Consider the following 22,429-nt stretch of genomic DNA (forward strand, 5'->3'; position numbering starts at 1 on the left):
GCCTCAGGCTGAGGGAATCCTAGGCGCCAGCCAGTAACTGCTTCCGCTTGCGCAGCAGCAATACGGCCCTCACCAGCAGGACGACCTGCACAGCGATTACCGCCCACATGACCGCGGGATGCTGCGAAGAATTCACCACGACCGGGATGGCTGCCAGGCAGGCGACTGTTCCGCCGGTGACAGCCGCCTTCGTCCGCAGCTTGTTCGCTTCGTCCTGTGTCGATGGATCACAACCGCAGTTGCACATACGTTTATTGTGCGCCTGTCACCGCGCGAAAACAATCACGGAGCCGCATTCCAGCGTGTGATGACGCGGGTGCCGTGCTCCCATCCGAGAACACTGACAGTCGCCGTGGACAGCGTCAGCCGCTGCCCGAAGACGCCCGGCTGCTGCACCCACACCGCCGCCAGGATGCGGAAGATGTGGGCATGGGCAAACAGCGCACAGCGTCCGCCATGCTGCAGGCAGCGGTCAATCACCTGCTGCGCACGCGCGGCCACCTGGTCGATGGACTCGCCGCCGGTAATGGGATCGGCCCAGACGCTCCAGCCCGGTTCCGTCGCCTGAATCTCCGGTGTGCTCTTGCCTTCATACACACCATAATTCCATTCCTGCAGATTCGGCTCGACTTCCGCACGATCACCCAATCCTGCAAGTGCTGCGGTATCGCGTGCACGCTGTCGCGGGCTGGTCAGCACCAGGTCGAACGGTGTCTTTGCAATCACGGGAGCCAGCGCGGTTGCCTGCTCGCGTCCGTGTTCGGTCAGCGGGAGATCGGTGTAGCTGGTGTGCTTGCCGTTCAACGACCACTCTGTTTCACCGTGACGAAAGAGCCACAGCTCCGCCTGCTTTTTCTTTTGTTCTGTCATTGCTCTCTTTGGATGCGGTTAGAGGTAGGCGGTTACATCAAAGCCCACAATGCTGTTCTTCGGCAGCTTCGATTCAATGGTGGTCCGTGCGGGTGCGTTCTTGCCAAAGCGTCCGGTGTACACCTCGTTCATCGCGGTGTAGTCATTCATGTCCCGCAGATACACAATCACCTTCAATACCTTGTGCATGGACGAACCGGCATTCAGAAGTTCCTTCTCCACCTGGTCCAGCAGATAGGCCGTTGCGGCGCGAATGTCGTCCGGCTCCGGCGCGATCCATGATGTCTTTGCCGACAGATACACCACGTTGCCGAAGACAACCGCAGGCGTGTAAATGCCCGCGTTCGGATGGTTCGGATTGATGGCAAGATACTTTGCTTCTTCGGTGCTCATGTCTCTTATTCTCTCGCAAGGTGTCAGAGGCCCGCTATCAGATCCATCTCCACCAGCGTGGGATGCGGTGTGCGCGTGATGATGGTGGTGCGTGCAGGCGGATCTTTCGGGAAGTGCTGTGCAAATACTTCGTTCATCGCAGGCACATCTTCCGGGCGTTGCAGATAGACCGTGACTTTCAACACGTTCTCCATGGACGAGCCTGCATTGGCAAGCTCCTTCGCAAAAGCGTCCAGAACATGGTTCGTGCAACTGCGAATGTCGGTTGGATCGGGTGCGGTGCCTGATCCCTTGCCGGAAAGAAACAGCAGATTACCCCACTGTACTGCGGGCGAATACACCGCAGTCGTCGCTGGCCCGATGCGATGAATACGCTTACGCGGCGCGGCATCTACGTTAGGAACGGATGCAAGCGCGAGTGCGCGCGTGGCAAAGCTGCGTCGTGTCATGGACATGATGCCTTCGTTTATACGATGTTTTAGCGGAACTCGAACCGACTGGCCACTTACGATGGCGGTCATTTGTTTGCGACATCCTGCAAAGCGCTGCTACAGCATTCTCAGTGCGCGGTTTATCTCCACGGCTTCCATTTGCAACTGCGTCACCATGTCGGTGTCGCTGCGTCGTTCGGCCTCTGCGATGAGGCTGCGTAGTTCCCCCTTGCGACGCTCCAGCCTGCGTCGTTCCAGTGTATGCAGCACATTGCCCACTTCGTTGGCCAGCATGGCAGGGTCGCCAATGGCATCTTCATGCAGCAGGCGCGCCAGTATCTCGCGGCTGCGGTCGTCGGGCGCTGCTTCCAGCGGATTGTCCGTCAGGGGAGCACCGGCAAGCGCTTCGATGAGCTCAGCGGCAGCAAGGCCATCCAGCCACTCCGGATGCGCGATGAGTTCGCTTGCAGCGCGTTGGCGCGCGCGATCTGTTTCCGGTTGTACCAGGGCTCGCAGCAGGATGCGTTCTGTCTCGTTTAATTGCATGGCAGAGGTGCTGCGAACGCTTTCCAGGCGATGCGTTGCCGCATGTTGCAGCTCCTGCCGCATCAGCGAAGAGTCAATGCCGAGTTTCTGCGCGGCATCATCTACAAACTGTGTGCGCTGAATGGCAGAGGGCAAACGCCGCACGTGCGGCAGAAGGAAGTTCACTGCTTTTACCTTTGCCTCAGCCGTGCGCTGCGGAAACAGCGTGCGCGCGCGATCAATCAGGTATTCCGCATGGGGCTTCGCATTGCGCAGCGCTTCTGCGTATGCGGCAATGCCGTGTTCCAGAACATAGCGGTCGGGATCGAGGCCACCTTCCAGCGTCATAATGCGGACTTCAAATTCCGCCTCAGTTAACAAAGCTAACGATTTCTCCGCGGCATTTGCGCCTGCGGTATCGGGGTCAAAGTTTACGACGACGCGCTTGGTGAATCGCGACAGCAGTCGTACCTGATGCTCAGTAAACGCGGTTCCGCTGGTGGCGATGACGGGTTGCAACCCGGAAGTGAACACACGGATGCAGTCCATCTGTCCTTCGACCAGCAGCGCGTAATCCTGCGAACGGATCGCGGCTTTGGCTTTGTCGAGGTTGAAGAGAACATGCCCCTTCGTATACAGCGGTGTCTCCGGCGAGTTCAGATACTTCGGCCCGCTCTTCTCATCGCTGTCCAGCGCGCGCGCCGTGAAGGCGATGGTCTTGCCTGCTTCATTACAGATGGGGAAGGTCACGCGTTTGCGAAAACGCGCATACAGCGGCCCTACGGGGCGTCCTTCATCGCTCTGCTCGCGTGAAGAGAACAGGCCGCTGGAGCGCATCACCTCGTCGTTGAAGTGTTTTGAGAGCGCCTCACGCATGTGATTGAAATCGTCCGGCGCATAGCCGATGCGGAACATGGTAATCGTGTCCGCACTGACCGCTCGGCTGGAGAGATACTCACGCGCTCGCGCCGCTTCCGTCGATTGCAGCGCCTGCTGAAAATACTGCGTCGCGGCTTCATGAATGTCGATGAGCTGCCGCCGCAAACCCGCCTGCGCAGCTTCTTCCGGCGAGTTCCACTCCCGCTTCGGTAGTGGAATGCCCATCTTCTGCGCAACCGCGCGAACAGCCTCAGGAAACGAGATGTTCTCAATCTTCTGCACAAAGGTGAATACATCGCCTTTGGCGTGGCAGCCGAAGCAGTAGAAGTATCCATGCGCCGCATTCACGCTGAACGACGGCGACTTCTCCTGGTGAAAAGGGCAGAGACCGCTGAAGTTCTGCGCGCCGCTTTTACGCAGGCGCACATATTCGCCGATCACCTTGACGATGTCGGTGGCGGCTTTTACCTGTTCTTTGAAGTCGTCTGCCACTGCTGCTTTACAGGTTACGCTGGCGTGCGGTCGCCGTGGCTGGGCGGCTGGCTGATGACGAGCATCCGCACATCGGCCTGGCTGCGGTTGATGGCGGTATGCGCCTGTCCCGGTGACACCTCAACGCCCTTGCCGGGCGTGATGACAAAGTCATGGTGCTCCACTTCCAGCGTCAGTTCGCCCTCCAGCACAAAGAAAAACTGCCGAGACTTCGCGTGGGCATGGCGCTCCTCGCTGCGCCCCGGCGGCATGCGTTCTTCAATCACGCTGAGGCCTTCGCCTTTGACCAGATGCCATCCGTCGCAGTCGACGCCCCATAGGTAATGCTCTGCGTTACTGGTATCGACGATGCGAGTGGGCATGTGTCAGGCGCTCTTTTCCAGAAGAAGAGCTTGGTGCATCACGCGTTTTACAAAGCCTTCAAACGATTCACCGTGCCGCTGCGCAAGCTCATTCGCCAATGCTGCATCCTCTGCATCAAGCACGACCGATGCGGGTGGTGGCGGAGTAAAGCGATCTCGCAGGCTGGTGCGCCGTAGCGTTCCTTCAGATGCGGCTGTATCAAAGGCGCGCGCGACCTTATCCTGGTTTTCAAACCACCAGCGAGCTTCGTCGGCTTCATTTTCAAATTTTGGCACTTTCACCGTTTCGCTCATTGTGTCGCACCTTTCTCCTGAAGATATCGCCGCTTCAGATACGGATCCGGATCGTAGGCCGTAATTGGCCGGATAAGGTGGTCACGTTCTGTAAAGACCACTACAAGTATTCTTCCACGCAAGGCCTCGCCAATCCACAAGAAACGAATTTCTTCCTCTGCGTGCTGTACATCCAGTTCGATGACGCCACCAATGAGAACTTCTTCCACCTCTTGTGGTGTGACATCATGCCTCGCAATATGCGCCCGATTGGCTTCGTCCCATTGGAAATACTCCATGCCCAGAAATTTGCTTACTTCTCCTTCAGGCGAGGCATCAGTGCCACAAGATTTCCGGGGCGGGTGCGGCGGTCGAACTGGTGGACAAGTATCTCATCCCACGCCTGAAGTACGGCATTGGTTGAGCCGGGAAGCGCGAAGAGTAACTTGCCGCCACTTACTCCACCCATCGCACGCGATAATATCGCCGCTGTTCCTATCTTCGAGTAAGAAAGCATACGGAATAACTCGCCAAAGCCGGGTAACTCCTTGTCAAAGAGCGGACGCAATGCCTCCGGGGTCACATCGCGACCAGTGATGCCGGTACCGCCGACAGTAAGAATTACGTCGACTGCCGCATCGGCTATCCATGTACGCAAACATGCCTGAATGCTGGTGATTTCGTCCTGCACCACGCTGCGCGCTGCGATCAGATGTCCTCCATCCGTCAGCCGTTGCACCAATGCATCGCCCGAGCGATCCTCGGTGGCACTGCGCGTATCGCTGACAGTCAGAACAGCAATGCGTATCGGTTGAAAGATAACTTCAGGCATAGATCGATCGTTTCTTCGGAAAGAACGAAGGGCATCCTGTTTCGGATGCCCTTCGCGTATTTCGCTGCCTTACTTACATGTTGAAGTTAGGCTCGTGCTCGTCTTCCACGCCATAGCGGCGCAGCAGATTCGGCAGGTTCTGCGAGAAGGCCGCACGCGGCATCACAGAGTTGCAGCCTGCTTCCACAGCCTTCGCCTTCAGGTCGCCCTGCAGGTGCGAAAGGAAGCCGATGATCGACGTGCCTTTCTTCAGCTTGGCTTTCAACTTCGGGATCAGCGTCAGCGGTTTGGCGTTGGCGTTATTCAGGTCAAACACAATCAGCGACGGATGATCGTGCTCCGGCAGATCCGCCAGATGAGCCACGATGTCCTTGTCCGGCTTCATGAATGCCACCTTCACACCCTGCAGACGTGCCGTCTCCTGAATCTTCGCGGTGAAGAACAGGTCTTCAATGAAGAAGTAGATGTGTGTCGGCGCGTCTTCCGGGATGGCCACCGCGCGCTGATTGTGCATCAGTTCGGGCGGCAGGCGGTCTTCATTGAAGTGGTGGTTGCGGTGATTGTTCTGCCGCGACCTGTGGTTGCCATGAATCTCGATCGTGCTGGCCGGGGTATCGGCATAGTTGCCATTTACCTCGCGGTAGCTGTGATCCATGGGGCCCACGAACGAGCGCGGTCCGCGCTGTTGCTGCTTGCGGTTGCGGCCACGGTTGCCCATGCCGGAGTTGCTGCCCTGCAGGCTGTTGCCCGGTTCGGGGCGGGGCTGGCCATCGCCGCGTCCGCCGTGTTTCTTCTTCTTCCAGCGCTTGCCCTGGCCCTGGCCTTGACCCTGCTGTTGGCCGTTGTTCTGGCGGGGCTGCTGCTGATTAGCGCTCTGCACAGGAGCGGCTGGTGTGGCTGCTGCTTCGCCCTCTGCACCGGCGGCTGCCTGCGGCGCTGCACCTGCTTCGCCAGTTGCGCCGGCGGGGCGGCTCTTGCGCTTGCGGCGACGACGGCGGCTCTTTCCGGCAGCTCCACCGGGAGCACCATTCGATGCGCCCTCTTCGCTGGCTGAGGAGGAAGACGTCGGAGCCACAACGGCAACATTGGGCTCGGGGAAGTTCAGTTGCTCTGCGTTCATTCTTCTTCTTTCTGTCTCTGGCCCTGCGTGTTTTGTGCGCGCAGGGCTCTTCCGGCGGTTCTTAACCGCCTTCGTTACGGGTGCCGGGTTAGCCGGCAGACACGGGATGCGTTCAGAAGGGAAGTGCGTCTCAAGCGTTAACTCGAAATCCTGCGGGAGAAGGGCAGATATCTCTGCCTGTTTCGTCCCGGAATCCTTGTGCAGTTCATTTGCCATGCATGCCGCTGCGTTGCGACAGCGTTTGGTATTTCGGCTTGCATCTGAAGGTCGCCGGAAGCGGCTGGCACACAAACGAAATAAAGGATGTGGCCGAGCTGTTCTCTGCGCCTTATCTTCTGCTCTCTGTCCTCGGCACACGAAATCCAGGCCGGACGGAGAGAATTCACTTTCAGTGTCTAAATGATTTCGTTCCTGCCTGCGATCTTCAGCGAGCGGCTACCCGGGCGAAATGCGTGGGCCATGCTCAGCCGGTTCATCAGGCAACACCACTCTACGCGTATCGGAGGAGGGATGCAAGTGGCAATTGCACAATTTTTTGTGCAATGAAACTTCTTCCAACGGAAAACGGCCACTCTGGGTGGCCGTTCACGTCGATCTTAATGGCCATCACTGGCCTCCTAAAAGGGTCTTGCTGCCGGGCCGGGGCGCCATCTGCTCAGTCCGTACCGCTGTGGGTCTCGGATCTGGCGCGGTCTGCATCACCGAACCGGGGTGGTTTCTGGTGCATTGGGCTACCAGCGTTGCCAGCAGCACCTATCCGCACACTCTTCCCGCCTGTCCTTGGAGCAGGTTGCGTGCCAAACAGCGAATTCAGTTTTTTACAGGAAATTCGCAAAATACGGGGTGGAGGTGTCTTCTGGTATTCCAAATTTGGAATTTTCCTGAATGTCGCTTTCCGGCAGATGGAATTGTGGCGTCCCCTTTGCAGAATCGGATTGTGGAGGATAATAGAAGGGTGACTCGTATTACCCCCGCCGATCTCGTTCCCGACCCAATGACACTGGACCTTCGCCTGGAGCCTGGTTCCGTGGACTATGCGCACGATGTCCGCCAGATTGGCCCGTTACGCGTGAAGGGCAGGGCGGAGCGTCTCGAAGAATATCGCGGTCCCCGCGAGATTGTGGAAGACATTCGGCTGCGCGCACAGCTTGCGGGCGATTTCGAATTGTTGTGCGGTCGTTGTCTGGAGCCGCTTCAGCGACACGTGGAACAGACCTTTGACCTGGTTTTTCGGCCAGCGGGTGCGGATTCTGACCCAGGCGAACGCAGTATCAGTGAAGCCGAGACAGAAATCGGGTATTATGAAACGAGCGGCCTTCTGCTGGAAGACGCGGTGCGCGAGCAGGTGCTCCTTTCCCTGCCCGAACGCTCGCTCTGCCGGGAGGATTGCAAGGGACTTTGCCCGCACTGCGGAGCGAACCTGAACGAGACAACCTGTAACTGTGGAGAGCAAATTGTGGATCCACGGTGGGGTGCGCTTCAGGGCTTGGGTGTGGAGAAGTCTTCCGGCAAGTGACGTGCTGAATACTGGCACTGCGAGGTTGCACCAGTTCGTAGCGAACGCTTCCGAACACGCGTAAGAAATGTGCGTGAACGGGGGCGATTGTGCTGATTTTTCGTATTGAAAGGTAAGACCGATGCCGAATCCAAAGCGTCGCCATTCCAAGCAGCGTACGGCCAAGCGCCGCTCGCATGATTTTTTGACTGCACCCAACTCTGCGAACTGCCCCAGCTGCGGCGAGCGCAAGCTGCCGCACCACGCCTGCCCCAAGTGCGGCGAGTACCGTGGTCGGGCCATTGTGGCCGCGACCAAGGAAGCTTAAGCAGACCTGCATTCGTATTCATTCTGAATGCTGACTGACATCGTCCTTGACGCAATGGGCTCCGAGAAGGGGCCCGAGCCGGAGATTCGCGGCGCCATTGCGGCGTGCCGCCATTTTCCTGTGCGCGTGCACCTGGTAGGTCCAGAAGACCGGATCGCACCGGCGCTGGAACAGCACTTGATGGGCGAACGCCTGCCCATTGAGGTGGTACATGCCTCCGAATGGATCAGCATGGACGACAAGGCTGCGCAGGCTGTCCGGCAAAAGCGGGACAGCAGCATGCGTGTTGGCCTGAAGCTGGTCCGCGAGGGCAAGGCTCGCGGTTTTGTGACTGCGGGTAACACCGGCGCTGCCATGGCCACGGCCAAGATGGTGCTGGGTACGTTGCAGGGCGTCGATCGCCCCGCACTGGCAACCATGCTGCCCACGCAGACAGGTTCGCCCTGCGTCATGCTCGATTCCGGCGCCAACGTCGACAGCGACCCCCACAACCTCGTTCAATTCGCCCTGATGGGGCAGATCTATGCGCAGAACGTGCTCGGTATCCCCAAACCGCGCGTCGGCCTGCTGTCCATTGGCGAAGAAGACTCCAAGGGCAACACGCTGACCCGCGAGACCCTGCCGCTGCTGCGTGACCTGCATCAGCGCAACGTGATCTACCAGTTTCTGGGCAATGTGGAAGGCCGTGACCTGTTCAATGGCCGCTGCGATGTGGTGGTCTGCGATGGCTTTGTCGGCAACGTCGCGCTGAAGACCTCGGAAGGCATTGCCAAGCTGGTCTCCGAAAGCCTGAAGCAAACCCTGAAAGCCACCATCACCTCACAGGTGGGTGCGCTGCTTTCGCGCAAGGCATTCAAGAACTTCAAACGCCGCCTCGATCACTCGGAATACGGCGGCGCACCGCTGCTGGGTGTGCGTGGCGCATGCATCATCGGGCATGGATCGTCGAACGAAACGGCCATCCTGAATGCTATCCGCGTCGCCAGCCAGTTTGCCCAGGCGGATGTCAGCCGCCACATTGAAGCGGCCCTGGAAGCGGCGAACGGCACAGCTTCCGTCGAAGCCAAAATTCCTTCCTAAGCGATCGCTGTTTAAATAAGACCGTTCAAGTCTTATTTTCAGCCATTCGCTGAAATCTCGTCTCCGCTTCATCTCGGACTTATTTAGTCTTCGATTCAAAGCAGCGTTGAGGGGCGTTGCTCTTTCCAGACTCTTCGGAAGGAGTGCAAACAGCATGAGCCATAAAACCAAATTCAAGATTCAACGCGCCTTAGGCATCGAGCTACCCGGTCTTGGGAAGCCTGGCGCTCTGGAAAAACGGAACTATCCCCCCGGACAACACGGGGCCAGCCGCAGGGGCAAGCCGTCGGAATTTGCCGTTCAGCTTCGTGAGAAGCAGAAGGTCATGTTCCACTATGGCCTGCGCGAAGAGCAGCTTCGCCGCTTTGTCCGCGAGGCACGCCGAGGCAGCAACTCCGGTAACTGGATTGAACAGTTACTCAGCCTGCTGGAGCGCCGCCTGGACAATGTTGTGTTCCGTCTCGGTTTTGCGCGCAGTATTGCGGCTGCCCGCCAACTGGTGTCCCACGGCCACGTTCTGTTGAATGGCCGCGCGGTCAACATTGGCAGCGTTGTGGTCCGCGTGGGCGACTTCGTGCGCCTGACCGAGTACGCCGCGGGAAATATGACAGAGCCGGCGCGCACCAACCCGCGGCTGGATCTGCCCAGTTATCTGCAGTTCGCCACGCCGGGCACCAACACGCACGGTCGTGTGCTCAGCATGCCGGGATCGCACCATGTCCCCTTCGAGCTGAACGCCAAGCAGGTGGCCGAATACTACGCGCAGCGCGGCGTCTAAACCGTTCCCCCTCAACCTTTCACAACCGCAGCAGAACAGGAGAACCATCGCCATGTGCATTCCCGTACGCAATCATCTCCTTGCCGAACGCGAAGGCCTCGGCGGTGTCTCCCTCTGCGGCTGTGGCACGCTTCACCTCTCCGTAGGCGGAGTTACCCTCCGCCTCGCGCCGGAAGCATTCCATGCCATGCTCACCATGTGCCAGGACGCTGCACAGCAGCTCCTACTGGAAGGCGGCTTTCCACCGCTCCCAGCTTCCGCCCGCGTCCTCCACTAGCCGCATTCCCGCCGGGGCCTCTTGCTTAGGTAAGAAGCCCCGTCCCGCCTTTTCTTCTCAATAACCGAATCGGCTACGGAACCAGCTCAAACTGGCGAAGCTGCATCTTTGCGCCGGAAAGATTGCGTTGCGTGGCAAGGTGGAACTTCACCACCACCTCGTTGAAGGCCATGTCGCTTGCGTTCTTCATAGAGAAGCGCAGGTCTTCGCGAACCGCCGGGCGATAGATCGAAATGGGGCTCTGCAGACTGGAGACTACAGGTACGCGGCCCAGTGAGCGTTCCAATGTGTGACCGTTTGCCAGCCGGTTGCGCAGAATCAATTCCACATCCACACGCCCCAGGCGCGTATCCGCGTTCGTCAGCGCCACGTGCATTGCGGAACAGCAGGCTGCGTCTACGCGGTTCACCAGTGGTTGCACTGCCTCCATCGTCAGTGGCGATTGGTCTGCGGAATGTACGTTGGCTTTGATCGGATCCCCGCGCTGCGTGCGTATGCCGGTAGCACCCGAAACAGGGCGAACTTCAAAGTAGTGATACGCGCCATCAAACGCGATCACCAAAGGCTGCGTGGGACGCATGGTTTGTGACATCGCCGCGATGGTCTTCGGTGTGATGTTTACCAGTTTCTGCTTCGGCATCGGCGGCGCCAGCAGCACGATACCGCGATAGCCACGGAAGATGCTTTGTATACGCGGCGGCTGAATGGTTTGCCGTACGCCTGCCAACACCACGGAGCTGACCCTGGAAGAGCCAAGCCCCATCCGCAGAAACGGCGTCAGCGCAAGACACGTCAGCAGGAAGCAGGGAAGCACAGCGGCGCGTCGTCCACGCGTTCCAATGTGTCCTGTAACGCCAACATTTGCAGGTGCGCGCGTGGTGAAGAACCACACCGTTGCGGCTGTCAGCACAATCATCAGCGAAATCGCAGTGGTATCTCGTCCGCCTGCAACCGCTGCGATCGTTCCCAGGATCAGGGCGGCAAGCAGCATGGCTTCACGCGCCGGTGGTGTGCGTCGAAGTTTTCGCAGCGAATCAAACAGCTCACGCACGGGCAGCGACGGCATGTCGTCCTGTTCCCATGCAGATGCTGCTAAATGCTGGCGACGGAAGAAGTGTGTCAGAATCGCGGCGATGGGCAAGGGAGCCAGCATTAGCCACACAGCGTGTTCATTCCATACCAGCGTCAACAGCGGCAGCCAGATGGCCGCGCTCCATGCATACGCTCGCAGCGACGCTGTCGGTCCGCCAAGTTCTTCACGAAAGACACGGCAGATGCCCCAGATCATGCACAGAGCGCATCCTGCCGCCAGCGCCATGAGCCATGCCGAACGCGAGAACAGCCGCGGCCACGTAAGCGAATGCGCTGCAGGCACGGACACGAATGCCACCACCAGCCACGCGGAAAGGAACCCCACCACCATGGGCAATACCCAGCTCCGCCAGTGTTGCTGCGTCTTTGCGTTGTTCATGTTCCGCATTCTGCCTGAATGCATTGACGGCTTGCACCAGCAAAATCCTGCCTAAACGAAAAAATATCGAGCGCACAGTGAGCTTCCCCGTCTGTACCGTTAGAGAGCCATGATGATCTCCGCGGAAGGGTGCCGTTTGACCTTGGCAGTTACGGACAGTACACAGCAGACCACGCACATCGCTGCGGCGGATGCGATTGCTGCCCTGGTGCCGCGGTATGGCACGCTGCTATTCCGGGTGGCACATGCCGCATTGCGCAATCGCGCGGAAGCGGAAGACGTGGTGCAGGAAACCTTTGTGCGGGTGTTGCAGCATCATCACACGCTGCAGGAAGTACGCGACATGCGCGTGTGGCTGGTGCGCATTGCATGGAACCTGGCACTGGACCGCCGACGCCGCATTCGGCCATCGCAGATGGATGATGCTTTTGCCGAAGCGCTCGCATCCGCCACAGTGCCTGCGGATAAAGCGCTCGCACAGTCCATGCATCTGCGCGTTGTGCTGGATGAGATGGAACGATTGCCCAAGGCAGAGCGCCATGTACTGCTGCTCAACGCAATCGACGAGATGGGAACCGCGGAGATAGCGGATGTCTTGCAGAAATCGGAATCTGCAGTGCGGGCGCTGCTCTTTCGTGCACGCACACGCCTTCGTGCACGCGTGGAACACCGAGATCAGAAAAGGAGGAACGCATGAAGCCTGATGAATCCATAGACGTTGTACTCAACGCGCTTCGCACCAGCGATCCACCGCAGGGTTATGAGACGCGCATGCAAGAGGCTTTGCGTGCCGCATCGCAGGAGCCACAGCGAAGCTTCTTTTTCATCAACCGCCATCGTGAGCAAAACCTCTCTCTCCGCATCCGTCATCCTGAGCGAAGCGCAGCGAAGCCGAAGGACCTGCTTTCTTTTCCCTTCACGAAGATGCATTGGGTAACCACAGGCGCGGTTGCTTGCGCTGTGATTGCGATCATTGCTCTTGCTGTGCGCGTTCCACGAAACGTTCATCCTGCAAAGGCCCAAGGCATGCGGACGGTCGCACACGAAGAGGCATTGTCACTTCAACCATCAAGCCCACTTCACGCAACGAAAGCATCTGAGCCGCACCTCGCACGTCACACTGCAAAGCCGGCAGAACAGAGCAGTATGCCCTCACGGCCAACGCATGAACAAGTGGCCGTGTTGACGCACGAATACATTCCTGAACCGCCTCTTCCACTCACCGAACAGGAGCGCCTGGTGATTCGCATGATGCATCGTGACAACTCACCGCAACTTGCCGAATACACACCCGACGCACGTGCACGCCATCTGCACGAAGACGCGCAGGCTTACAACGATTACTTCGCCGCACAGCCTCTCGATGGACAACCCATCTACGTGCAGCCCATCTATCACCAGAAAATTTCCGGAGGAGTCCAATGAAGTTCGCAGTCCTTGTCCTGGCCATTGCAATGCCCGCGGCCATCGCACAATCCAACACACAACAGAGCTACGCCATCCACAACTATCAACTCCACTACGCTACATCGCAGTCGGAACAGAACGAGATACTCACGGCCATCCGCAACATCGGTGCGCAGGGCATGAGAATTTTTCTGGTCCCCAGCCAGAGCCAGATCGTAGTCAGTGGATCGCCGGAACAGAACGAACAGGTAAGCCAACTGCTCCGCATGCTTGACGTTCCCGCGCCGCTCTATCGCCTCACCTATATCTTCACGGAAACTGAGAACGGCAAGCGCATTGGCATCCAGCAGTACAGCATGGTGCTCGCACCCGCACAACGCATGCAATTGAAAGAGGGCGACCGTGTTCCCGTGATGACGGGAACGGTTGGCACTGACCCCATCGCGAAGCAAACCAGCTATGTGGATGTGGGTTTTAGCTTCGAAGCAACCGTCACTGCTTACGGTTCGGAAGGCGTTCGCCTGCAAACCAAAGTAGAGCGTTCTGCGATTGCACAGGAAAAAACAAGTGTGCTGGCAGCAGATCCACTTATCCGTCAAAGTATGATCAATGGCGTAGTGAATCTGACATTGAACAAGCCGCAACATCTCGGGAACATCGATGTCATCGGCAGCACGCGTCAGCTTCAGATCGACGGGCTTGTCGAAGTTGTGAAGTAGCCCATCGCCTCAAGCTTTCGGATGTCCCGCTGCACCAGCAGCAGCGGGATACATCCAAACACACCGAAGGAACAATCGATCAGCCGCCATCCAAAGGGAATGCCACGCACGGCGCCAGCAATCATTGCCAAAGGGATGACACCTGCACACGCGATCAATCCGAATGTGACGAACCACTTGTTACGCACCGGATCAATCCATGGCCCGATGAAGGCCACGGCAATTACAAGATGCCCAAATGCGAGCCAGTCCGTGCCATACGCAAGAAATGGATAGCTCGTGTTTGTCGCGTGCAACGCTGCAGAAACATACTCAACCCAAGGCAGCAAATGTGTTGCTTGTGCCACGGGGAAGAACAGCGATCCATGCAGTATGCGAACAAGCCAGAGCAATTCTGTCTCAAGCGGAAATGCCGTGACGCCACTTAGCACCAATCCAACAATAAACACTGTAAGCCACACGCGAATTCGTTTCAGCAGATGTTCTTTTATGAGAGTCGTAACTAGCTTAGCTGTCCTTACACTGCTACGGAAGCCCTACATGACAGCGATCACAATTCACCCACACGCAGTGCCGGATTTTCCGTTTCTCCTGGTGACTTCACCTTCCCAAACCAATCCATGCTCCGTGTAAAGTACATCGCTGCGGCTACGGTCAGGAAGCTGCCAATCGCGCCCACCATCAGTGCATTGTCTTCAAGCCGCAGTAATAGATAGATCATGGAATACAGCACTCCAAATACACCTAGCGCACGTATCGCCTGTACTCGCGATGCGAAGATCAATCCCGCGTTTGTCGCCAGCAGCAACACGGTAGCGCCACCGCCTAGTGCAAAGCCCCCGCTGAAACCGATGTGTTCTGCGAATGAAAGCAACAGTAAATAGAAAATTAGCTGTGCCACGCCCACCAGCACATACTGCGCCACATGTACGCGTCTCCCAGTCGTTGCTTCAAACACAAAGTAGGAAAGAAAAATGACGCCGAGAAAGAGTGGTGCATATTTCAGCGCGCGGGTCACGGACTGATAGGGATCGGCCACCTCCACTAACGAAACCCCCATCGTGGTGCCGTCCAGGCCGCTAATGTTTCCCGCAATACCTTCCGCAGCCACTCCGCGCGCAGTGAAGGGAATGTTCCATGTTGCGCGGAATCCCTGTGGTGTTACTTCGCGCGATATAGGCGCAAACGCGCCATCAAATCCGGGGCTCGGCCAGTCGCCCATTTGCGTTACGCGTGTTGATCGTCCATACGCAAGCAATGCGATGTGTTGTGCGCCAGACAACTTCATCTTCACCGTTACAGGCGTGACAGCACCTCGTTCCATCGCATTGCTGACACTCGTGCCAAACAGTGCAACGGACTTCGCATTCTGTTCTGACGAAAGCGCCATGCGGGGCCAGATGCGCGAAGGCTGCAGCGTGTGTGCCGCACCATCAAACTCCGCTACGGCATCCGACTGCGCGCCTCGCGCATCACTCATGCCCACGACAATCTCTGCATTTTGCCATGCGACGCGTGCGTTCTGCGGCAGATTCGAACTTACATGGCTCGTATCAAACGTGGCGTGCATCTCTGCGTCTGCCTGGAATACCGGCACACGAAACAACGAGCGTCGCCGTTCCTGTGTTTGTGTCTTCACCGTTGCATTGGCATCGGTGGCGGAGAGGAAATACACCTCATGCCGCTCCGGCGTCTTTTCTTCCGCGGGAATGGAATACGGGATCAGCAGCGTTGGCCCCAGCAGTGTTTGTGCACCACCCACACTGCTGCTGATTTCCTTTACAACGTCGCCTTTGCGATCCGTTCGTTCCTCCACCAGACCATTGATCCATATGGCGAACAGGCTCAGGATAAGTGTGAGCAGTGTCAGGACAAAAAGTTTCATGCCCATCGATACGCTGGTGAAGAAACGGCCAGCAGTTGCACTGAGAGGTGATACAGGGGACGTGGATGCCATATGAAACTCTCTCCTATAAATTACTTTGCAATACAAAGTTTCTAGTAAAAAAATTAAGCTTGGGCGGGACGCATGCGTCCGCGAGTATTTGCTTTGGATCCCTCGGCTACTTTTGCTGCATCACGAACCACCTGCTCCAGGGTCTCCAGATATTCCAGGTAGCGTTTCTTTCCATGTGCGGTAATACGGCACAGTGTTTGCGGGCGATTCTTCTCGTGTCCCTTTTCGATTACCACCATGCCATCCTGCTCCAGGATGCTCAGGTGGCGGCTCAGATTGCCATCCGTCAGAGAACACATCGCTTTCAGCGCCACGAAGGTCAGCCCTTTTGGATGCGTCAGCAGCGAGGTCAACACGCTCAACCGTGCGCGCTCATGAATCAGCCGGTCCAGCCCTTCGTATGCGAATCGTCCTTCCTGTTCAGGCATCGACATCCTCCTCGGCAGCACCATCAAAGCGAAGCACTGCTGCAATCATCATCTGTCCCAGTGCGAACGGCACGCCCATCACCCAAGGCGATAGAGCGCGTGTATCGCCTATAGCCATCGCAGCAATGCCTGTTCCCAGGTAGAGACACGCAGGCGCAAACATCGTTCGCGGCAACGAACGGCAAGAGGAAAATACTCCCAGGCTGAAGATCACCTGCCACAAACCCGGCAACATCCACACCACATGCGGTACTGCAAACACCATCACCAGTGTTACCAGCAATCCCGCACCCACTGCAGGGATAAACTGCTGCGCTGCCATGCGTATCATCTCGTCAGACAAGCCTGAGTGTATGCGGCGGCTGCGCGTATATACCGTTACTGCAGACAGCAACAATGACAATGCCGCGGCGGCAAACCACACTGCCAGATAACGTACGGGCATATGTGCCGGATCAGGCGCCAGATACGGCTGTACCGTGGCTGCAAGTAACGCAAACAGCGCAGTGCAAGCCATCGCAGCGGGTCCATAGCCGCGAAATTCGGTGCGGTCTGCCACCTGCTTTCGTATCGCGTGAATGTCTCCCAGCGCCCGCCGCAGATCCGTCATGGGTGCCCTCTACTTTGCAATGTAAAGTAACGCGATGAAATTCCGCAAGCAAAAAAAGAAAACGGCCTCTGCAATGGCAGAGGCCGTTTGTTGTGAAGGCGGTGGATTACACCGTGGGATTGTTCAGGATTGCGGTCAGTGCTTCAATACGCTTGGCATCTGTGCCTGTGCCACCGGTGATGCTGGCAGCTTCCGTCTTCAGTTTTGCCACATCCTTTGCGGCCAGCTTTGACTTTTCTGCGGAGTTGATCGCTTTGCGCAGCGATGCAATTTTTGCTGAGGGAAGTGCCTGTGAGCGCTCCAATTGATCGAGATAGGCCTTCGCTACAACCAGCTTTGCCGGCCACTCGATACGCTGCTGATCCTGGACGTTCAGTTCGTTCACATGCACGGTCTTTGCGGCGTTGATTTCATTCTGCGTCAGGAATTTCGACGGCAGAAGCTCAAACACATCCAGGCCGCGCGAGATCTCGCTGCCGTAGATGTTGCCGTTGAACCAGTAACCGGACCAGTAACCACCCAGCACCAGCATCTTCGGATCAATGGGACCACGATCGAAGTAAGCAATCTCAAACGGCTTCTTCGGATCAGTGAAATCCATGATGCTCAGGCCGCCCTGATACCACGCCTGCACTTCGATATCGCGGCCCGGCACGGGGATGAGTGAACCATTATGCGCTACGCAGTTTTCCGTATCGCCCTGGGCGGCAGGCAGCTTGTAGTAGTTTTCAAAACTAAGCTTGTCATCCTTGATGGCAAAGATGGCGTCTGCGCCCCACTTCAGTGGATCGTTCGGACGGCAACGCGCACCGAGACCACCGCCCCATTCGTCGGTGAACACCACCTTCGTTCCATCGTTGGAGAACGAAGCCGAGTGCCAGTACGCATAGTTGGGATCGTTCACGGCATCCACACGCTTCGGATTTACGGGGTCCTTGATGTCCAGCAGCAAGCCGTTGCCTGAACATGCACCGGCAGCCAGACCCATCTGCGGATACACCGTAATGTCGTGGCACTGGTTCGTGTCGGCCTTCTTCGTGGGGTCCTTCTCTTCGTGGCTACCACCATTGTTCAGGCCGTTGAACGCACCTGTGCGCGCATCCATAAACACGCGCGGATGACTGACAATCGCCGCATCCTGTGGATGCGAAACCGGCACCTTGATCACGTCAATGCGGAATAGTGCCGTGTTTTCGTCCTTGTCCGGCGTTCCTCCGCTGCAGCCTGCAAGCTCTTCGCCTTGCCGCACAAACGATGTTCCAGAGACGTAGACATATACGTTGTCCTTGTCATTCGGATCGACCAGCAGCGTGTGCGTGTGCGATCCGCGGCAGGTCTGCACTGCGGCTACCTGCTTCGGATTTTTGATGTCGGAGAGATCAAACACGCGCACACCACGGAAGCGATCTTTCGATGCGGCAGGCATCGAGTTCTCACGCGTTGGCTTGGTGCCTTCCGGCAGCGGCGGGTTCAGCGGAAAGCCCTGAGTGCCGCAATCCACGCGGCCATTTGGCATTTCGACGGACATGAACATCAGGTGGCCATAGACAGAAACGTCGCCCTGTCCACCGGGGCAAACCATTGTCGTTACCAGCGACGTCTTTGCCGGATTGCTAATGTCGTAGATGCTTACGCCATAGAAATTTCCCTGAAACAGATACTTGCTCTGAAAAGCGAAATCGCTGTTGGCAAATCCAAGATCAGCGAGCACAAGCTTCAGCGGCGCAGGAATCTTCGATGGATCACCTGCGATGACCTGCTTCAATGTCTCCGTAGTCTTCGCTGCGTTGGGATCACGCGTGCCAAGCTGGAATGCATCGGGCTTCTTCAGCGATGTGAGGCGCTTCATGCCTACGGCAATCTCGCCTGCATCGTATAGTCCTGGCTTCAGCTTGAAGCGCGGATCATTCACGTCTGAGCCGGTCATGCCCGGAGGCAGCGGCGGCGCAGGCTGCGCTGCAAATTCGTTCAGCTCATCCTTTGGCTGAGGCTTCGAAGTGGACTTCGCATCGGAAGACTTTGCATCCTGCGCGAACGAGTGCATGGGGGTAAGACCGAGCATGGCAACGGCAAGCGCCGCACATGCCCAGCGTGTAATTCGTGCGTTCATCGGGTCTCCTTCAACATGTCCTGCATTATGCGAATCTCCGCCCGCTGCGTGTTGTCCGCATCCGTGGCGAAATTGAATAGATCGGCGTCCTGTCCTGCTCCGGGAGAGGCAAACAGGTCCTTCACCATCATCAGCGCACCGTTGTGGTGCTGAATCATTCCAGTCAGGAACAGGTGGTCAAACTCAGCTCCGTGCGCCTGTTTCAGCGCATCCATCTGCTGCGGTGTCAGCATGCCGGGCATGGGCTTCATTGGCTGGCCGCTCATGTCCATCTCCGGCATACCCGGCATGGCCATGCTCGTTGGCTGCCCACGCGCAATGAGCCAGCGCTTCATGAAGTTCATTTCATCTGTTTGCGAGGAACGAATCTTCGCGCCCAGCAGTCGAATCTGCGGATCTGTGGTGTGCGACGGAATCATCTCCGTCATCTCCACCGCCTGTCCGTGATGCATGATCATGCCCTGCATGAAATTGATGTCATCTTTCGATGGTGCGGGCAGCGTGCCATGTGTGTCTGCGGGCAACTGCTTCGACGGTTGCCCTGGAGCGCCCGGCTGCACCACACTGGGCCTCTGCTGTGCAGCGCACAACGTTGTGCTGAGTAACAAAACGAAAGTAGGGAAGTTCTTCACGATTCCGATAAGGACAAACTATCACGCTGCCAATGGCGTCAATCACTTCTTACGAAGCGCAAGTCTCCTTGGTTCCCGCCAGATTCCGCCGCAAAAACAAAGCGCACCAGCATCCCGCAGAAGGGAGCCAGTGCGCATGTTTCATTTGAGCTAAGCCTGCGAGTAGTCCATCGCGTCCAGATCCGCAATCAGACTTGGCCCACTCGGTTTCCAATTCAATTTCTTCTGTGTCAGCGCGCTGGAAGAAGGCATATCGTGCGGCGCAAAGTGGGCCAGCCAGCCGAAGTGTTCCTGCGCCTGCTCCAGTGGGATGCTGACCGCGGGAATCTTCAACCCACGGGCATGTGCTTCTGCAATCTCGTTCATCGTCACGCCTTCTTCGTCTACTGCGTGATAGATCGCGCCCGGCTCTGCCTTCTCAAATGCCAGACGATAGAGCTCCGCCACCGAAGTGACATGCGCCGCGGGCCAGCGGTTTTTCCCTTCGCCAATGTATGCGGACACACCCTTTTCCCGCGCAATGGCCAGAAGATACGGCACCAGCCCCTGCCTGCGCGTGTCATGCACCTGCGGCAGTCGTACTACCGACGTATTCACACCGCGCTCCGTCAGCACTCTCACTGCGGCTTCGGAAGCGCCACGCGGATTCCACGGAGCCAGCGGGCCATCTTCAGTGGAGGGCTTGCCGTCGACATTCGCGGCAATGGCTGTTCCGGAAGTGACGATAAAAGGGCGATTCGATCCTGCAAGCACTTCGCCGATAGCTTCAATCACCTTGCGGTCATCTTCGCAGTTCTGCTGAAACCGCGAAAAGTCATGGTTAAAGGCCAGGTGAATCACGCCGTCAGAATCAGCGGCTCCTTTGCGCAGGCTGTCCAGGTCTTCAATGTTGCCATGAAGGGGTTGTGCGCCAGCAGCCTGCAGAGCCTCCGCACCTGCCTCTGAACGTGTCAGTCCCACCACCTGGTGCCCCGCCTGAATCAGCTCCGGCACAAGCGCGGAACCGATGAACCCTGTTGCTCCCGTAACAAAAATGCGCATGGTGAATCTCCTTATTGGAACGACGCGAAATCGTCTTCGTCAGCCGTCGATTCAGTAGATGGGAGCGCTGCCTGGGACGATCTATACTGATAGTCCGCATGAATGGCTCAATCGTCCCGACAGAAGCTCCGGATCTGCAACTCGCTACTGCAGCGGTCTTTGGCCACGGCCAAACGGTCGATCCTCTTTCTGAGGTTCTGTCCCTGCTCAAGCCGCGCAGTCTCGCCTGTGGTGGTTTCGCCATTCCGGACGATCTGGCCATCGCCTTCCCGAAACACCAGGGCATCAAGTGTTACGCGGTTCTGGCAGGCAAATTCTGGCTGGTGTTGGAAGGGCTTGCCGACCCCATCGAGATGAATGTCGGCGACTGTTTCATCCTGCCGCGCGGTCGCCCATTTCAACTCACCAGCGATCTCACCCTGAAGCCTGTTCCGTACAACATAGTGCTGGACTGCCTGAAGAAAAATGCGGAAACGCCGCCGCTGAACTATGGCGCGCGATACATGGCTGGAGGCTTCTTCGCCTTCACTGGCAGCCATGCTGAGATGCTTCTACAGTCCCTGCCGCCCGTCGTGCACATCCGCCGCGAACAGGATAAGGCCGCACTGCGATGGTCGTTGGAGCGCATGCGTGAGGAATTGCGCAACCCGCAGCCCGGTGGTTCCCTGATTGCCGAGCAGCTCGCGTACATGATGTTGATTCAGGCGCTGCGGCTGCATCTGGCCGATGCAGCAAGCATTGCCCCCGGATGGCTTTCCGCATTGTCAGACCGGCACATGAGCGCAGCCATCGCCTGCCTGCACAACGATCCAGGCCATCCCTGGACACTGCATTCGCTGGCTCAACGTGTCGGCATGTCGCGCTCTGTCTTTGCCCACCGATTCCGTGAAACTGTAGGCGCCACACCCATGGAATATCTGACACGGTGGCGGATGTTGTTGGCGGCTGACCGTCTCAGAAACTCCTCCGAAGGTCTCTCCGCCATCGCGCATTCGCTGGGTTACGACTCCCCCAGTGCGTTCGGCAAAGCGTTTCGACGCGTCATGGGCTGCTCTCCCAAGCGTTACGCACGCCCCGTCACACCGTGATCTGGCCGCAATCGCACTTCGGACGTAACAGCAAAATTTTGTTGATTCTCCGAACAGCTAACCAGCCTGCTTCCGGCATCTTAACTGCGCGGAAGCATCCTTTCGGATCAGTTCATGCCGGAACGTTGAAGTACGGAGGAACGTCAGCAATGAAGAAGATTCTGCTTTGGACCATAACGGCAGCACTGTGTGCGGGACAGGGCATCGTGGCACAGCAACAGGCTGCTGCTACACCGCAGCAGCAGGAATACAACCAGAAAACATGGGCACCTGAAGATGCGCAGCGCATCGTGCAGCAGGTGCGGCATGAACTGCTCAGCCTGACGAATTACGGCGTGTTCGATTCGCTCAGTTTCAGTATCCAGGGCAAAAGCATTGTGCTGCGCGGATACGCTTCACGTCCCACGTTAAAGAGCGATGCCGAACGTGCCGTGAAAAAGATTCAGGGTGTGGCCAGTGTCGTTAACCAGATCAAGGTTCTGCCCAACTCGCCCTTTGACGACCAGATTCGCGTGGGTGTGTACACACGCGTCTATAGCAACGCTGTGCTGCGTAAATATACGGGCAGCCCGGTGGGCTTCGGCATGTTCCCCTCTGTAGCACGTCGCGCTGGTGGCATCACGCAGGATCCGCCACAGGGCTACCACGCCATCCACATCATCGTGAACAACGGCCATGTCATCCTTACCGGCGTGGTCAACAACGAGTCCGACGCCAATATCGCATTCATGCAGGCCAACTCCACGCCCGGTGCCTTTTCCGTGGACAACGACCTCATGTGGCCCGGCGAAGTACCCAAGGAAAAATAGCTGTAAGCATCAGGAAGAAAAG

Annotated in this window: 28 protein-coding genes; 10 read left to right on the top strand and 18 right to left on the bottom strand. The window is 57.6% G+C overall.

Going from position 1 to position 22,429, the window contains the following annotated elements; genetic code table 11:
* Positions 1–19: 19 nt before the first annotated feature.
* From AB6729_RS14005 to AB6729_RS14050, 10 genes are all read right to left on the bottom strand, one after another.
* Complete coding sequence (locus tag AB6729_RS14005; RefSeq protein WP_371082243.1) at positions 20–247, bottom strand: hypothetical protein; 228 nt, start codon at positions 245–247, stop codon at positions 20–22.
* A 35-nt stretch (positions 248–282) separates the two neighbouring features.
* Positions 283–870 (bottom strand): histidine phosphatase family protein, encoded by a 588-nt coding sequence (locus tag AB6729_RS14010; RefSeq protein ID WP_371082244.1) that lies wholly within the window; start codon positions 868–870, stop codon positions 283–285.
* Between the two features lie 18 nt (positions 871–888).
* Positions 889–1,263 (bottom strand): RidA family protein, encoded by a 375-nt coding sequence (locus AB6729_RS14015; protein WP_371082245.1) that lies wholly within the window; start codon positions 1,261–1,263, stop codon positions 889–891.
* Between the two features lie 23 nt (positions 1,264–1,286).
* On the bottom strand, positions 1,287–1,718 hold the full coding sequence (locus AB6729_RS14020; protein WP_371082246.1) for a RidA family protein: 432 nt from the start codon (positions 1,716–1,718) through the stop codon (positions 1,287–1,289).
* Positions 1,719–1,811: 93 nt separating this feature from the next.
* Complete coding sequence (dnaG, locus tag AB6729_RS14025) at positions 1,812–3,590, bottom strand: DNA primase (RefSeq protein WP_371082247.1); 1,779 nt, start codon at positions 3,588–3,590, stop codon at positions 1,812–1,814.
* A gap of 14 nt (positions 3,591–3,604) precedes the next feature.
* Positions 3,605–3,952, bottom strand: a complete 348-nt coding sequence (locus tag AB6729_RS14030; protein WP_371082248.1) for a cupin domain-containing protein — start codon at positions 3,950–3,952, stop codon at positions 3,605–3,607.
* A gap of 3 nt (positions 3,953–3,955) precedes the next feature.
* Positions 3,956–4,246: a hypothetical protein gene (locus AB6729_RS14035; RefSeq protein WP_371082249.1), complete on the bottom strand. Its 291-nt coding sequence runs from the start codon at positions 4,244–4,246 to the stop codon at positions 3,956–3,958.
* Entirely contained in the window at positions 4,243–4,524 is a 282-nt protein-coding gene (locus AB6729_RS14040; protein ID WP_371082250.1) for a BrnT family toxin, read from the bottom strand. The genes AB6729_RS14035 and AB6729_RS14040 overlap by 4 nt, the downstream gene beginning before the upstream one ends.
* A gap of 14 nt (positions 4,525–4,538) precedes the next feature.
* Entirely contained in the window at positions 4,539–5,057 is a 519-nt protein-coding gene (moaB, locus tag AB6729_RS14045; protein ID WP_371082251.1) for a molybdenum cofactor biosynthesis protein B, read from the bottom strand.
* A gap of 73 nt (positions 5,058–5,130) precedes the next feature.
* A complete protein-coding gene (locus AB6729_RS14050; RefSeq protein WP_371082252.1) occupies positions 5,131–6,177 on the bottom strand; it encodes a response regulator in 1,047 nt (348 codons plus the stop codon).
* A gap of 955 nt (positions 6,178–7,132) precedes the next feature.
* On the opposite strand from AB6729_RS14050, the gene AB6729_RS14055 reads away from it, so the two are divergent.
* From AB6729_RS14055 to AB6729_RS14075, 5 genes are all read left to right on the top strand, one after another.
* Positions 7,133–7,693 (top strand): DUF177 domain-containing protein, encoded by a 561-nt coding sequence (locus AB6729_RS14055; protein ID WP_371082253.1) that lies wholly within the window; start codon positions 7,133–7,135, stop codon positions 7,691–7,693.
* A 121-nt stretch (positions 7,694–7,814) separates the two neighbouring features.
* On the top strand, positions 7,815–8,000 hold the full coding sequence (gene rpmF, locus AB6729_RS14060) for a 50S ribosomal protein L32 (protein WP_371082254.1): 186 nt from the start codon (positions 7,815–7,817) through the stop codon (positions 7,998–8,000).
* Positions 8,001–8,027: 27 nt separating this feature from the next.
* On the top strand, positions 8,028–9,080 hold the full coding sequence (gene plsX, locus AB6729_RS14065) for a phosphate acyltransferase PlsX (protein WP_371082255.1): 1,053 nt from the start codon (positions 8,028–8,030) through the stop codon (positions 9,078–9,080).
* Positions 9,081–9,234: 154 nt separating this feature from the next.
* Positions 9,235–9,858 (top strand): 30S ribosomal protein S4, encoded by a 624-nt coding sequence (rpsD, locus tag AB6729_RS14070; protein WP_371082256.1) that lies wholly within the window; start codon positions 9,235–9,237, stop codon positions 9,856–9,858.
* Between the two features lie 52 nt (positions 9,859–9,910).
* Positions 9,911–10,135 (top strand): hypothetical protein, encoded by a 225-nt coding sequence (locus AB6729_RS14075; protein WP_156785143.1) that lies wholly within the window; start codon positions 9,911–9,913, stop codon positions 10,133–10,135.
* A gap of 73 nt (positions 10,136–10,208) precedes the next feature.
* Here AB6729_RS14075 and AB6729_RS14080 read toward each other — a convergent pair whose 3' ends face one another.
* Complete coding sequence (locus tag AB6729_RS14080) at positions 10,209–11,606, bottom strand: hypothetical protein (RefSeq protein ID WP_371082257.1); 1,398 nt, start codon at positions 11,604–11,606, stop codon at positions 10,209–10,211.
* A gap of 136 nt (positions 11,607–11,742) precedes the next feature.
* Between AB6729_RS14080 and AB6729_RS14085 the strand changes: the two genes are divergently transcribed.
* From AB6729_RS14085 to AB6729_RS14095, 3 genes are read left to right on the top strand one after another with little or no spacing between them, the layout of a single operon-like run.
* On the top strand, positions 11,743–12,303 hold the full coding sequence (locus AB6729_RS14085; protein WP_371082258.1) for an RNA polymerase sigma factor: 561 nt from the start codon (positions 11,743–11,745) through the stop codon (positions 12,301–12,303).
* A complete protein-coding gene (locus tag AB6729_RS14090) occupies positions 12,300–13,031 on the top strand; it encodes a hypothetical protein (protein ID WP_371082259.1) in 732 nt (243 codons plus the stop codon). Before AB6729_RS14085 ends, AB6729_RS14090 begins: the two co-directional genes overlap by 4 nt.
* A complete protein-coding gene (locus AB6729_RS14095) occupies positions 13,028–13,732 on the top strand; it encodes a hypothetical protein (protein WP_371082260.1) in 705 nt (234 codons plus the stop codon). Before AB6729_RS14090 ends, AB6729_RS14095 begins: the two co-directional genes overlap by 4 nt.
* Here the strand turns inward: AB6729_RS14095 and AB6729_RS14100 are convergent.
* The 7 genes from AB6729_RS14100 to AB6729_RS14130 form a co-directional block, all read right to left on the bottom strand.
* A complete protein-coding gene (locus AB6729_RS14100) occupies positions 13,699–14,193 on the bottom strand; it encodes a hypothetical protein (protein ID WP_371082261.1) in 495 nt (164 codons plus the stop codon). The two genes, AB6729_RS14095 and AB6729_RS14100, sit on opposite strands and share 34 nt — an antisense overlap.
* Before the next feature lie 89 nt (positions 14,194–14,282).
* Complete coding sequence (gene creD, locus AB6729_RS14105) at positions 14,283–15,689, bottom strand: cell envelope integrity protein CreD (RefSeq protein ID WP_371082262.1); 1,407 nt, start codon at positions 15,687–15,689, stop codon at positions 14,283–14,285.
* A 53-nt stretch (positions 15,690–15,742) separates the two neighbouring features.
* Positions 15,743–16,117 (bottom strand): transcriptional regulator, encoded by a 375-nt coding sequence (locus AB6729_RS14110; protein ID WP_371082263.1) that lies wholly within the window; start codon positions 16,115–16,117, stop codon positions 15,743–15,745.
* Complete coding sequence (locus AB6729_RS14115; protein ID WP_371082264.1) at positions 16,110–16,727, bottom strand: hypothetical protein; 618 nt, start codon at positions 16,725–16,727, stop codon at positions 16,110–16,112. Before AB6729_RS14115 ends, AB6729_RS14110 begins: the two co-directional genes overlap by 8 nt.
* Positions 16,728–16,833: 106 nt before the next feature.
* On the bottom strand, positions 16,834–18,837 hold the full coding sequence (locus AB6729_RS14120) for an LVIVD repeat-containing protein (protein WP_371082265.1): 2,004 nt from the start codon (positions 18,835–18,837) through the stop codon (positions 16,834–16,836).
* Positions 18,834–19,469 (bottom strand): DUF305 domain-containing protein, encoded by a 636-nt coding sequence (locus tag AB6729_RS14125; protein WP_371082266.1) that lies wholly within the window; start codon positions 19,467–19,469, stop codon positions 18,834–18,836. Before AB6729_RS14125 ends, AB6729_RS14120 begins: the two co-directional genes overlap by 4 nt.
* Positions 19,470–19,619: 150 nt before the next feature.
* Positions 19,620–20,510, bottom strand: a complete 891-nt coding sequence (locus tag AB6729_RS14130; RefSeq protein ID WP_371082267.1) for an SDR family oxidoreductase — start codon at positions 20,508–20,510, stop codon at positions 19,620–19,622.
* Between the two features lie 98 nt (positions 20,511–20,608).
* Here AB6729_RS14130 and AB6729_RS14135 point away from each other — a divergent pair, with 98 nt between their 5' ends.
* A complete protein-coding gene (locus tag AB6729_RS14135; RefSeq protein ID WP_371082268.1) occupies positions 20,609–21,598 on the top strand; it encodes an AraC family transcriptional regulator in 990 nt (329 codons plus the stop codon).
* Between the two features lie 149 nt (positions 21,599–21,747).
* Positions 21,748–22,407, top strand: coding sequence for a BON domain-containing protein (locus AB6729_RS14140; protein ID WP_371082269.1), 660 nt, complete (start codon positions 21,748–21,750; stop codon positions 22,405–22,407).
* Positions 22,408–22,429: the final 22 nt, after the last annotated feature.

The organism is Terriglobus sp. RCC_193 (genome assembly GCF_041355105.1).
GTDB lineage: Bacteria > Acidobacteriota > Terriglobia > Terriglobales > Acidobacteriaceae > Terriglobus.

Excerpts from the sequence above, each read along its gene's own strand:
- AB6729_RS14050 (WP_371082252.1), bottom strand. The coding sequence starts at position 6,177 with ATGAACGCAGAGCAACTGAACTTCCCCGAGCCCAATGTTGCCGTTGTG.
- AB6729_RS14135 (WP_371082268.1), top strand. The coding sequence starts at position 20,609 with ATGAATGGCTCAATCGTCCCGACAGAAGCTCCGGATCTGCAACTCGCT.
- AB6729_RS14110 (WP_371082263.1), bottom strand. The coding sequence starts at position 16,117 with ATGCCTGAACAGGAAGGACGATTCGCATACGAAGGGCTGGACCGGCTG.
- AB6729_RS14075 (WP_156785143.1), top strand. The coding sequence starts at position 9,911 with ATGTGCATTCCCGTACGCAATCATCTCCTTGCCGAACGCGAAGGCCTC.
- AB6729_RS14095 (WP_371082260.1), top strand. The coding sequence starts at position 13,028 with ATGAAGTTCGCAGTCCTTGTCCTGGCCATTGCAATGCCCGCGGCCATC.
- AB6729_RS14120 (WP_371082265.1), bottom strand. The coding sequence starts at position 18,837 with ATGAACGCACGAATTACACGCTGGGCATGTGCGGCGCTTGCCGTTGCC.
- AB6729_RS14015 (WP_371082245.1), bottom strand. The coding sequence starts at position 1,263 with ATGAGCACCGAAGAAGCAAAGTATCTTGCCATCAATCCGAACCATCCG.
- moaB (WP_371082251.1), bottom strand. The coding sequence starts at position 5,057 with ATGCCTGAAGTTATCTTTCAACCGATACGCATTGCTGTTCTGACTGTC.
- AB6729_RS14130 (WP_371082267.1), bottom strand. The coding sequence starts at position 20,510 with ATGCGCATTTTTGTTACGGGAGCAACAGGGTTCATCGGTTCCGCGCTT.
- AB6729_RS14020 (WP_371082246.1), bottom strand. The coding sequence starts at position 1,718 with ATGTCCATGACACGACGCAGCTTTGCCACGCGCGCACTCGCGCTTGCA.
- AB6729_RS14035 (WP_371082249.1), bottom strand. The coding sequence starts at position 4,246 with ATGAGCGAAACGGTGAAAGTGCCAAAATTTGAAAATGAAGCCGACGAA.
- rpmF (WP_371082254.1), top strand. The coding sequence starts at position 7,815 with ATGCCGAATCCAAAGCGTCGCCATTCCAAGCAGCGTACGGCCAAGCGC.
- AB6729_RS14080 (WP_371082257.1), bottom strand. The coding sequence starts at position 11,606 with ATGAACAACGCAAAGACGCAGCAACACTGGCGGAGCTGGGTATTGCCC.
- creD (WP_371082262.1), bottom strand. The coding sequence starts at position 15,689 with ATGGCATCCACGTCCCCTGTATCACCTCTCAGTGCAACTGCTGGCCGT.
- rpsD (WP_371082256.1), top strand. The coding sequence starts at position 9,235 with ATGAGCCATAAAACCAAATTCAAGATTCAACGCGCCTTAGGCATCGAG.
- AB6729_RS14010 (WP_371082244.1), bottom strand. The coding sequence starts at position 870 with ATGACAGAACAAAAGAAAAAGCAGGCGGAGCTGTGGCTCTTTCGTCAC.
- AB6729_RS14030 (WP_371082248.1), bottom strand. The coding sequence starts at position 3,952 with ATGCCCACTCGCATCGTCGATACCAGTAACGCAGAGCATTACCTATGG.
- AB6729_RS14140 (WP_371082269.1), top strand. The coding sequence starts at position 21,748 with ATGAAGAAGATTCTGCTTTGGACCATAACGGCAGCACTGTGTGCGGGA.
- AB6729_RS14005 (WP_371082243.1), bottom strand. The coding sequence starts at position 247 with ATGTGCAACTGCGGTTGTGATCCATCGACACAGGACGAAGCGAACAAG.
- AB6729_RS14040 (WP_371082250.1), bottom strand. The coding sequence starts at position 4,524 with ATGGAGTATTTCCAATGGGACGAAGCCAATCGGGCGCATATTGCGAGG.
- plsX (WP_371082255.1), top strand. The coding sequence starts at position 8,028 with ATGCTGACTGACATCGTCCTTGACGCAATGGGCTCCGAGAAGGGGCCC.
- AB6729_RS14090 (WP_371082259.1), top strand. The coding sequence starts at position 12,300 with ATGAAGCCTGATGAATCCATAGACGTTGTACTCAACGCGCTTCGCACC.
- AB6729_RS14115 (WP_371082264.1), bottom strand. The coding sequence starts at position 16,727 with ATGACGGATCTGCGGCGGGCGCTGGGAGACATTCACGCGATACGAAAG.